Source organism: Proteus sp. G2675 (genome assembly GCF_963886535.1).
GTDB classification, from domain to species: Bacteria; Pseudomonadota; Gammaproteobacteria; order Enterobacterales; family Enterobacteriaceae; genus Proteus; species Proteus mirabilis.
Genome location: NZ_CAWPCB010000022.1, coordinates 107,870 through 118,729, shown reverse-complemented (window position 1 = coordinate 118,729; position 10,860 = coordinate 107,870). Strand labels below are relative to the sequence as shown.

At 38.0% G+C, this 10,860-nt stretch carries 12 protein-coding genes; 4 read left to right on the top strand and 8 right to left on the bottom strand.

What is annotated here, in order from left to right:
• Positions 1–16 precede the first annotated feature (16 nt).
• The 4 genes from dhaM to AACQ49_RS05535 form a co-directional block, all read right to left on the bottom strand.
• Entirely contained in the window at positions 17–1,465 is a 1,449-nt protein-coding gene (dhaM, locus tag AACQ49_RS05550; RefSeq protein ID WP_036895593.1) for a dihydroxyacetone kinase phosphoryl donor subunit DhaM, read from the bottom strand.
• Between the two features lie 31 nt (positions 1,466–1,496).
• Positions 1,497–2,129, bottom strand: a complete 633-nt coding sequence (dhaL, locus tag AACQ49_RS05545) for a dihydroxyacetone kinase subunit DhaL (protein ID WP_134940135.1) — start codon at positions 2,127–2,129, stop codon at positions 1,497–1,499.
• A gap of 32 nt (positions 2,130–2,161) precedes the next feature.
• Positions 2,162–3,226, bottom strand: a complete 1,065-nt coding sequence (gene dhaK / locus AACQ49_RS05540; protein ID WP_004245625.1) for a dihydroxyacetone kinase subunit DhaK — start codon at positions 3,224–3,226, stop codon at positions 2,162–2,164.
• Between the two features lie 294 nt (positions 3,227–3,520).
• Positions 3,521–3,781: an ogr/Delta-like zinc finger family protein gene (locus tag AACQ49_RS05535; RefSeq protein WP_004245624.1), complete on the bottom strand. Its 261-nt coding sequence runs from the start codon at positions 3,779–3,781 to the stop codon at positions 3,521–3,523.
• A gap of 506 nt (positions 3,782–4,287) precedes the next feature.
• Between AACQ49_RS05535 and AACQ49_RS05530 the strand changes: the two genes are divergently transcribed.
• On the top strand, positions 4,288–4,578 hold the full coding sequence (locus AACQ49_RS05530) for a phage holin family protein (protein ID WP_004249433.1): 291 nt from the start codon (positions 4,288–4,290) through the stop codon (positions 4,576–4,578).
• 266 nt (positions 4,579–4,844) lie between these two features.
• Here the strand turns inward: AACQ49_RS05530 and tet(J) are convergent, their stop codons facing one another.
• The gene (gene tet(J), locus AACQ49_RS05525) at positions 4,845–6,041 is read right to left on the bottom strand and encodes a tetracycline efflux MFS transporter Tet(J) (RefSeq protein ID WP_071425332.1); all 1,197 of its coding nucleotides are present in this window, start codon (positions 6,039–6,041) and stop codon (positions 4,845–4,847) included.
• A 90-nt stretch (positions 6,042–6,131) separates the two neighbouring features.
• Here tet(J) and tetR(J) point away from each other — a divergent pair, with 90 nt between their 5' ends.
• Complete coding sequence (gene tetR(J) / locus AACQ49_RS05520) at positions 6,132–6,755, top strand: tetracycline resistance transcriptional repressor TetR(J) (RefSeq protein WP_004249435.1); 624 nt, start codon at positions 6,132–6,134, stop codon at positions 6,753–6,755.
• Here tetR(J) and AACQ49_RS05515 read toward each other — a convergent pair.
• Positions 6,752–7,696: a sugar kinase gene (locus AACQ49_RS05515; RefSeq protein WP_004245619.1), complete on the bottom strand. Its 945-nt coding sequence runs from the start codon at positions 7,694–7,696 to the stop codon at positions 6,752–6,754. The two genes, tetR(J) and AACQ49_RS05515, sit on opposite strands and share 4 nt — an antisense overlap.
• Before the next feature lie 3 nt (positions 7,697–7,699).
• Positions 7,700–8,716 carry an SPFH domain-containing protein gene (locus tag AACQ49_RS05510; protein ID WP_004245618.1) on the bottom strand — a complete coding sequence of 339 codons (1,017 nt, stop codon included), beginning with the start codon at positions 8,714–8,716 and terminating at the stop codon, positions 7,700–7,702.
• Positions 8,717–8,866: 150 nt separating this feature from the next.
• Here AACQ49_RS05510 and AACQ49_RS05505 point away from each other — a divergent pair, with 150 nt between their 5' ends.
• Both AACQ49_RS05505 and AACQ49_RS05500 read left to right on the top strand, forming a co-directional pair.
• Positions 8,867–9,580, top strand: a complete 714-nt coding sequence (locus AACQ49_RS05505; protein WP_012368340.1) for an NUDIX hydrolase — start codon at positions 8,867–8,869, stop codon at positions 9,578–9,580.
• 96 nt (positions 9,581–9,676) lie between these two features.
• Entirely contained in the window at positions 9,677–10,084 is a 408-nt protein-coding gene (locus AACQ49_RS05500) for a TonB family protein (RefSeq protein ID WP_004249439.1), read from the top strand.
• A gap of 134 nt (positions 10,085–10,218) precedes the next feature.
• Here the strand turns inward: AACQ49_RS05500 and AACQ49_RS05495 are convergent, their stop codons facing one another.
• A complete protein-coding gene (locus tag AACQ49_RS05495; RefSeq protein WP_004245615.1) occupies positions 10,219–10,686 on the bottom strand; it encodes a hypothetical protein in 468 nt (155 codons plus the stop codon).
• Positions 10,687–10,860 lie beyond the last annotated feature (174 nt).

The following is a 10,860-nucleotide window of genomic DNA, read 5'->3' as shown; positions in this document are numbered from 1 at the left end:
TTATTGCATTAGCACATTAATTTATTGATCCAATAATTAATTCACTACTCTTGAGATCAAGGGTTAATTCTTGTGCTTCTTTTATTTTTAATAATCCATCACCTAAATGAACTAACATAGGTAGCCCCATCTGCGTGGCGATAATGGCACTGTGAGAACAACTATCCCCTTCAGCTAAGGTAATGGCTAATAATTGAGTCGCATCAAACTGAATTAATGTCGAGGGGAATAACTCTTTAGCCACTAAAATAGAGGGTTGTGATGGGGTAAATTTAGGAGGCGTTTTCTGTTGTAAATGGTAAAGAACTTGATTGCGCAGATCACGAAGATCTAACTCCCTTGCTCTCAAATAAGGATCACTGAGAGTACGGTAGAGTTGGATACGTTCTTTCATTTCATTCGTCCAACTCTGCTGAGCGCTAACGTTATCTGTTTTAATACGATCGATAACATTGGTGAGTAATTCTTCATCATCCAGCATCATGATATGGCCGTTAAAAATAGCGCCTATTTGTTCACCTAATGTGTGATTGGCTTTTTCAGCATAGTGCTTCAAATCATTGAGTGTATCTTTTATCGCTTGATTAAATTGCTCAATTTGTATTGTGCTATCGAGTGGTGCAGATAAATTTTCAATAGGGGCTAATTCTAGCTCATGCCAAATAAAAGCCGGTCCCTTGATGGGGGAAGCGGGTACGAGAGTACCGGTTAAACTTTGCTCCGTGAGTTCATCCGGTAATGCTTCGCCAAAACCTTGTTTAGCCAGTGCTAAAAAGGCATCAATAGCCTCATTTTCTTGTTCCCCTGAAGCAATTAAGGTTATTTCATCACCTTGACGAATTTGAATAAGAGAAAGTTGATTTAAACTAAGGGGATTAATGCGTCTATCTCCCTTAATTAATTGATAGTCAGCACGAAATTTTGACAGTAGCTCAACCAGTGTCGCTGCAGGTCTAACGTGTAAACCATGAGGATTTTTTACCACCCAATGAGCTTCTTTGCCGTGCATTTGAATAGAAGGCGTGACATCATTTGGCTCTGAGCCACCCATGTTTTCACCCAATTGCATCTTTTTAGGGGTTAGTGCATGGTTGGCTTCTTCGAGAACCTTTTCTAAGCTAGCTCCGGATGACGCTGCGACAACAGCGGCTAATGTTCCTTCTACCAGCGGAGCTGAGCATAGTGTCACTTTTTGCGCTAATTCTGTATCAAGCAGTTCAATTGCTGTCTCTGTACTGAGTATGGCACTACCTAAATCCATCATAACAATAATGGCATCAGCTTCGGCGATCGATTCAATCGCCGTCATAATTTTAACAGCGTCAGTACCAATAGGGTGCGCTTCATCATCAACACCTGCGGCAATGGCTAGTCGGCAATGCGTTGGGTTAAGCATTTGATTCGCCAACGCCTCAATACCCTCAGCAAGATGTTTACTATGAGAAACAATCACGATATTAATCATGGCAGACCTCTCTTGATTATATTGTGAATGATTATGCGTGGATAGCATTAGACAGCGCTTGGAGGATCAATACCACAGAGGCACTGCCGGGATCTTTATGTCCTATACTGCGCTCACCAAGATAACTGGCACGGCCTTTTTTCGCTTGCATAGGAATAGTTTCCTCCGCCGCTTTTTCTGCAACTTTCAGTGCATTATCAATAGCATCTTCTATAGATAAACTTTGGTCATTCGCATGCTTTAAACTATCAACCACAGGCCACCAAACATCACACATAGTTTTATCCTTTGGTTGTGCTTTACCGCGACTGACAATGCCATCAACACCTTCTTTAGTCATTTCATAAAGTTGATTTACATCGAGACTTTGTAATGATGCGGTGGGCTTAGCGGCACGAATAAAGAAGGTGCCAAAAAGAGGACCGCTGGCACCACCAATATTAGACAGTAATGTCATACCGGTATTTTTAAGGATAAAACCAATATCTTTATCGGCAAATTCAGGTAATTTCTCCGCTACCTTTTTGAAACCTCTATGCATATTTAAGCCGTGGTCAGCATCGCCAATTTCACGGTCGAGATCGGTGAGGTAGTCACTGTTTTGTTCAAAAAGTTGGGCGCATTGTTGTAGCCAAACAATAATTTGATGATGAGTTAATACCATTTTCTGATCCTTAGTTATCGTTATAGGAAAACTTATTTTGTCATCGCAGGTGTAGCAACGGGTGCATCCCACAAAGTAAGTAGCGCGTCGTCTACTTTTAATAAGGTAATTGAGATCCCCGACATATCGAGCGATGTACAATAAGAGCCAATTAACGAACGTTCGATGTTAAGGCCAAAGTTTTCACAGCACAGGGCAAGGCGATGATAAACACCATATAATTCAGAAAGGGGAGTAGCGCCAAGATTATTGACTAGGGCTATAACACGATCACCTGATTTTAGTGGCTGTTTTTCTTGTGTCTCTTCAATCCAATCACCATTGACTCGATCCCAACTGCGAATGGTGCGCTGATAGTGACCATTTTCAATTAGAGTATTAAACATTGCATCAACGGTATCATTTAATGAAGTAAATGGGCGACGGTCTATTCCTGGCTCTCCGTGGATCCCAACGCCAAATTCCATTTCATTTTCAGGGAGAGTAAAAGAGGGTTTTCCTGCAGCAGGTACGGTGCAAGCCTGTAGTGCAATACCAATAGAAAAACCATTATTATTAATTTGATGACCTAGCTTAACCAAATCATCGAGTGTATCGCCACGCTCAGCCGCCGCACCTAGTAATTTTTCCATTAATACGGTATTCGCTACACCACGACGACCGGCGGTATACAGACTATCTTTAACCGCAACATCATCATCAACTAATACCGTAGCAATTTTTACACCTTCATCATGTAGTAGCTCTGTCGCAGTTTCAAAATTGAGTACGTCACCGGTGTAGTTTTTAACGATCATTAATACACCTTCACCGCTATCAATTGCTTTTGCGCAATCGTACATTTTATCTGGGGTTGGTGAGGTAAAGATCTCACCAGGACATGCCCCATCAAGCATGCCTTTTCCAACAAAACCGGCATGCATTGGCTCATGTCCACTGCCACCTCCAGATAAAAGGGCTACTTTACCTTTTACGGGGGCATCATGACGGGTGACATAAAAAGAAGAGGGATGGAGATTGATTTCAGGGTGGGCTTTAGCAAAACCTTGCAGTTGTTCTGATAAAACATCATCAACACGATTAATAAGCTTTTTCATCTATATACTCCATTTGAAACTTGTATTGAAATTTTATGTAACAGAATGCTGTTACATAAGATTTCGACAAATTCTGATTAAAGGAATGACTCATTTTATGGCTTTTTTAATCAAAACCGCGTTCTGTGGTTGTTGAATTGCTATGTTGCTTTAATAAGCGATATAAGAATGTTTCTGTTGGATTAAATTAAATCTACATCATTTATGGTTATATAAGAACCAGTTAACTTATTTACCTGCCAGAATGGGAGCAGGATCATAAAATCAAGGCAAAATAGAGTAAGTAAAAAAGCGTTATATCTCTTGTAACAAGGTTAAGGCTTTTTCTCGTTGCTGTGGCGAGAGATTTTTTATCATTGCTAATAAAAGGGCATCTTGTTTTTTGGCGCTGGGACTTAGAGTATGACTAAAGGTAAGATTTAGCACAAAGGTATGCCCACAAAGCGGATCACGGCAGGCACAGTAAAGATCTGTTAACTCTTTATGCTTGCGATTACTTTTCTTTATCATCGCTTTTTCACCACATTCAGGACAGTAAATTGTTAAAACACGCATGGTATTTTCTCTTTATTATCAATCTATCACCACCTTCTATATTAGCCTAAGTTTGTACAATCACCAGTAATATTATTGTTTTTTTGTATTTTAATTTGTTGTTAACTGATTTTTATCATGAAAAACAAGTTTATTTGTTTATTTAACTAAAAATAATTCGGTTAACCTCGGTTAAACACCATTAACCGACAATAGCCGAACAAAGTTACTAGTATAAAATACAAAATTTATAGATAATGATTTCACGTTAAACCTACATGTGGAGATGCAACGTATTGAATTTAAATATTATTTAATTTGTTGTAATGACTAATATGTGGAGAAAAATAGGTAATGGATAACCTATTACAAATTAACAAGGAAGTGGGCAAGGATAGTACAAAAGGACGTTGTATTTATCCTTGAGCAAAAGGATCTTGCATATTCCATACAGATTATCTGATTGATACTAGGAGGTGAGGGTTCTTTTTACGGCTAAATACTGTAAGCGAATGCGAGGTATATTCATGGATGAATATGATCACACACTAGTATCATTGGTAGTTGTTGGCGCTTTTATTGCATTAGGGAAGATGCTAGTTGCCAATGAAGTTATCACATTACGACTATTTATTGGCAGGATCATCCTAGGATCAGCGGTTTCTGTTGTGGCAGGTGCTCTGTTGATTTTATGGCCGGGTATTCATCCTATTGCGGTTATGGGGATCGGCTCTGCCCTGGGGATCGCCGGTTATCAACTTGTCGAAATTTGGCTAAGGAAAAAAGGAAATGAGCTATTTTCACGGAAGAAAAACTAAGTGACCAATGATTAATTATCAATAATCAATAAGTTGAGCGTTATATTTGTATTTTATGATATTTGTGTGGTTTCGCATCATAGGGAATTAAGTGATATCCAATAGCGCTATTGATTGGTATGGATTGCAAGTAGCGTAAATTGGGTTGCTCAAGATGAGTATCGAGACTGCGCGACGTGGAGACAAGGAACGTTTATCACGATAAATGAAGATCAAGTCTGCAAGGAAGCCAGTCTTGATCTTCAACCTGTTTAATGACAAGTATGTTATGAGGGAAATTTTTTTAATATTGGTGATTTCTGTTTAAAATAACTGGCTACAAGTAACCCACTGTAAAGCATTGCACCAATAAACCACAATAAGCCATCCCAATATTCAACGCTGTAACTATAAATAAAAGAGAAGAGTAACGGGCCGACAATCCCAGTTATATTCGTTAGACTGACTAACGTTCCTTGTAATTGTCCTTGAACATGATGATCAACAGATTTTGATAAATATCCTTGTAAAGCAGGTTGTCCCATTCCTCCCGCAGCTAAGCAGATTAAAGCGGGGAGCATAACCCAAACATGGCTTATCCAGGCTAATAATAAGCAACCAAATGCATCAATTGACATGCTAATGATAACCGTGTTGCGTTCTCCCCATTTTTGCGCCAGTTTTCCTGCGAGAACCGCTTGAAAAAAAATATGTAATACGCCAAGAAATGCAAGAGATAAACCTACTTCAGTAGTGTGCCAAGCGAAACGCACTTGTGTGAATAGCACCCAAATGGTGGCCGGAATTTGCCCTATTAGTTGAATAATAAAATAGGCAATAAGCCAAAAACAGAGACTCTTTTTAATAAAACCAGTGGCAGAGTGAGGCGCTGTATCCTGATTTAATACGGATATTTCAGTCGATATTTTTGTGGTTTGAGTTTCTTGGAAACAAAGTAATGAAAATATAAATAATAACGAATGAGAAATAGCCGCAAAGATAAATGGCGTATGGGCGCTGATCTCACCCAGTAATCCCCCTAACATGGGGCCAATAATTAAACCCACACCAAATGCACCACCCAAAAAACCGAAATAACGTGTTCTTTCATGAGGATGAGTAACATCAGTCATTGCTGATGCGCATACTGCACCAGTGGCTCCTGTTATACCCGCAATAATGCGTCCAATGTAGAGCATCCATAATGAGGTAGAGCAAGCCATTAATAGGTAATCTAATGCCGCACCCAATAGCGAAAATAATAAAATAGGTTTTCTGCCATATTTATCTGATAATTTTCCTAAAATAGGTGCGAAGATCACCTGCATCGTCGCATAGAGTGCTAATAATATACCGTAATGATTGGCGAGTCTGTTTTCGCTCACAAACTCGTTTAATAGTGTTGGTAGTACTGGCATGATAAGGCCAATACCAATGGCATCTAATACTGTGACAAGCAGTATGATAATAATTGATTTATTCATAAATATCCTAAAAATCTATCACTGATAGAGAGGTGAAAAATATCTCTATCAGTGATAGATTGTCAAGAATATTTTATTATGAGGACGCAAATGGCAAAATTAGATAAAGAACAGGTTATTGATAACGCATTGATTTTATTAAATGAAGTCGGTATGGAAGGGTTAACAACACGTAAGTTGGCGCAAAAACTAGGGGTAGAGCAACCGACACTTTATTGGCATGTAAAGAATAAACGTGCGTTATTAGATGCTTTAGCTGAGACTATTTTACAAAAGCATCATCATCATGTTTTGCCATTAGCGAATGAAAGTTGGCAGGATTTTTTGCGTAATAACGCAAAAAGTTTTCGTCAGGCGCTATTAATGTATCGTGATGGTGGAAAGATCCATGCAGGCACACGACCATCAGCCAATCAATTTGAGACATCAGAGCAACAATTGCAATTTTTGTGCGATGCTGGCTTTACGTTAACGCAAGCTGTTTATGCATTAAGTTCCATCGCGCATTTTACACTTGGTTCAGTGCTTGAAACCCAAGAACATCAAGAGAGCCAAAAAGAGCGAGAAAAAGTACCAAAAACAGAGATAAACTACCCACCATTATTAACACAAGCTATTGATATTATGGATAGTGATAATGGTGAAGCTGCATTCCTTTTTGTGCTCGATGTGATGATTTCAGGGCTAGAAACAGTGCTAAATAATCATCATTAAATAGGCTGACGCCCCTTAGGGGCGATGAGTTGCCCTTGTCTATCTGCGATATTGATTTGCACAATACAGCCAGCATTAAAATGTAAATAATCCTCTTCAATGCCGTCTGAGAAAATAACACCATTTTCGGGCATTAAAGATCCTAATTGCAATGGAGAGTCCGGCTCAATCGTGCCAAAAGTTAAAGCGGTGCCTGTTGTTCTACTAGGAAATGGCTCTCTTACACTAAATTGTAATTTTTTATCACTCCAGCTAAACCCTTGTAAAAGAGGGTGTGATGCTTTTCCGGTGATGGCCATGGCTCCAGCAAGAATAGATTGAAACCACCCTGTAGAGCCAAGTCCCGTTGATACAATAATGCCTGATGAGGATTGCACTTCTTGAGAGTCTCCCCATTGTAAGATATAACGTGCGGAAGTGTGGCTTTTAGGGCCAATAAATAAGTCATTAACCGCTAACAGTGATTGACCATCATTGGTTTTTGCTTGTGCAAAAGTGACCGAATTAAAAGGCATTTTGTGATTTATTGTATTAATTATAATCTCTTTCAATTGCCCTATTTCAAAGGGCAAGAGCTTACCATCCCATCTTGAAGGATCTGGATTGATAGCAATAACGGGTTGTTGATTAAGATATTTCAGAGTATTAGCGACGAGGCCATCTTGACCTATTACCACTACAATATCATGAGAGGAAAATTGATAACTAGGCAATAATCCTCTTTCCAAGAGCTGAAAACGCCCAAATGATTTTAAAATAAGCTCAGCTTCTGTGAGTTGTTTTTGATAGAGATTATGTTCATTAAGATAATCTGTTACCTCAACATGGTTATGTTCTAAATAGAATTTGGCTTGTGACCAAGTGTTAAAACGCTCAATTAATTCTTGTAGGCGACTTTTTCGCATCACTAATATGAAACGAAAATCGGTATTATTTTTCATAGGTTATCCTCTTTTTTTCATAAATTGGCTAAATAAATCAGGAGTGATATTTAATTCACCAATTTTTCCTGAATTAAGCGCTAAAGTTTCAAATGCCATTGCCATTAACTGTTGTGAGTCCATTTTTGCTAGAGCCATTGCTTTGAGATTTTCAACGGGCAACTCACGGTAAGCTCGCATAGTTGCTTCAATAGCATAAGCATCAGCATCAGATTGTATGCGTTGATTTTCCGCACTTAACGCGACTAATTCTTTACGTTTTGCTTCGGCATTGACTTTGGCTTCAAGACGCTCTTTTTCTATTTCGGCTTGTTCACGTAATAGGGTACGTTCATTTTCTAAACGAGCTTCTTCAATTTCTTGTCGTTTACGCTGTATAGATAAGTCTGTTTCTAATTCAGCTTCTTTAATGGTGCGCTCTTGCTCTACTGAGAATTTACGACGTGCATAAATTGCATCATCAGCCTCTTTGAGTAAGGATTCCCGCGCCTCAGCTTCTAATGCTTTAAGCGTTTCGGGAGAGGGTGAGATGGCCGCAATAGAAACATCTAAAATAGTAATACCTAAGGCCTCTAATGAAGGGTGTTCAGTAAGTTGTTTCATCACTAAAGTAACCAAGGATTGGCTAAGTTGTAGTGCTTCTCGTAAAGGGGTGCTTTGGATCTTGGCTTGGATCAGGGTTTGAGCAATACGCACCACGCGATCGTTGAGCTTTAGGGGATCTTCACTGGCGTAAGATTTGCCATTCTTACTTAAATTAAAGTTGAGGACTTCAGCAGCTTTTTCAGGTGATGTGACTTGGAATGAAATTTGTCCTTGAATACGTAGTGCCTGAAAATCAGCAGTTTGAAAGTTAAAGATAAAAGGGGCTTCTTGTGCATTTAACGGCAGTGCTGCAATAGATGTTGTTGCCGAATTATACCAAAAACTTAAGCCTTTACCTTGTTGGCGCACTTTCCCGTTGACCGATTTAATAATAAATGTTGATGAGTCTGCTTTGAAATAATTTAAGTTAAACATAGTCTTCTCCAGTTAGTGTCCTTATGACATTAACTATATTGTCTTATGGACACTATTGGTGTCAAGTCATTTAGTGTCTTTATGACAAAATTTGATTTTCATGTGTTTAACATTAAAATAAACTCATTATCTTTTTATAAAGTGCAGACCATGAACGAACAAAATTTTTTAGCAAATTACAATCGCCGTGATTTTCTATCGCCGCTTATTACTGTTGATTCAGTACTATTCACTTACCATGAAGGGCAGTTAAAAGTGCTCTTGGTGGAAAGAGCTAATCATCCTGAAAAAGGAAAATGGGGATTACCTGGTGGCTTTGTTGATGAAACACAAGACAACTGCCTAGAAGATACTGTGCTCAGAAAATTAAAAGAGAAAACAGGGGTGATCCCGCCGTATATTGAACAACTCTGCTCAGTGGGAAATAATCAGCGCGATGTAAGAGGTTGGTCTGTTACTGTATGTTACACGGCGTTAATTGCTCACCAAGCATGTAAAGCGCATATTGATAGTGTGGATCATGTGATGTGGTTACCTATTGATGAAGTAGCACAGAAAAATCTGGCATTTGATCATAATGAACTGATTGCGCAAGCGAGAGAGCGATTAAAGCAAAAATCGCTTTATTCTATTGTGCCGGGATTTGCGTTACCTGAAGTGTTTACTTTGCCTGAATTACAGCATGTGCATGAGATATTGATAGGTAAAGAGATCCAGAAAAAATCTTTTAGACGACGGATTGAACAAGCCGACTTATTAATTGATACCGGAGAAAAACGTGCTGAGAAGGGACGCCCTGCTAGTCTCTATCGACTTAAGAAGTCGTCTGCGGATTATCGTTTTATTCGTAATCTTGAATTTTAATATATAGAGTATTTTTTTAAAATCGCTATACTCTTTTTAAGTTAGCAAATTATCATTAGAATTATTAATGTCTTAAAAATTACTCTGATAACAATTATGAAAATAAAATTTATTCTTTTGGGGGTATTTGGCGGTATTCTTTTATTAAGTGGGTTTGTTGCTCATGCAATAAAAACGATACCTTTGGATATGCAAAAAGAAGCTACTGTAGTTTCTGTCGAAAAACCGAAAATAGTATCACGACAATTTCCTTATTATCCTACAGGCGCTAAAACCGCTAATATTGAAGGCGATGTAGAGGTTAGGTTTGATGTGGATAAAAATGGTAATGTACAAAATATTAGGATATCAGATGATCCTATTGCAGCGATATTTGCTCCCTCTGTTTCACTGGCGATGAAGCATTGGCGATACGAATCAGGTAAACCGGCTAAAGATTTAAAAGTGGTTATACAATTCAGATTAGAAAATGTGAAACATAACGGATTTAATCAATCACATTAAATGAATAAAATAAATAACGTATAAAAATTATTTTACCATTAGGGGGAATGACAATTATCCGTACAGGGTTATTGAAAAATATCAATGAAATAACTCGATATTAAATACCAAGTTATTTCATATAATTACCCTATTTATTTTTTATCTTGGAGAGCAACTTGAATTAAATGTTCTACATAATTATCAACAAGAAACTCAACCGTCTGACTTCGGGTTGTACTTCTTAAAAACGAAAGTTTATCTATTTTCCGTAGTGCTGACATTTTTAAAGATAGTGATACTGATTTTTTCTTATCTTTATCTAAATAAACACGACTCGTTGTGCCACTATGTTGTAGTTCTTCATTCGAAGATAATGCCTCTCGCATACGACGTAATGTTTTATTATCAAGCTGACCTCGTTCAGTCATTTGATACGATCTGGATGATTTACTGTACTTAATTTCAGCACTATAAGACTCTCTTATTTCTTTTAAAACACGGGTGAGCGTTGGCTCCGAGCATTCAAGAGCAGAAATAATCTTAATCGTGGGGACTTTTTTCCCTGTACTTAAAAGTATAGCCAGCTTAAAAACTCTGATTTGGCGAGAGCTCAATTGCATGTTTGGTTACCACGTATCTGTCAATTGTGTGTTAAGAAATTAGACCCAGCTTTTATTGTGTCTGTATTATTTTTCTACAAGTATATCTGAAATAATGTCAAATATTAAAGATTTTATAAAATAACAACCGAAATAAAAATATTGTTAAATAATATGTTAAAGTTTTATAAATAG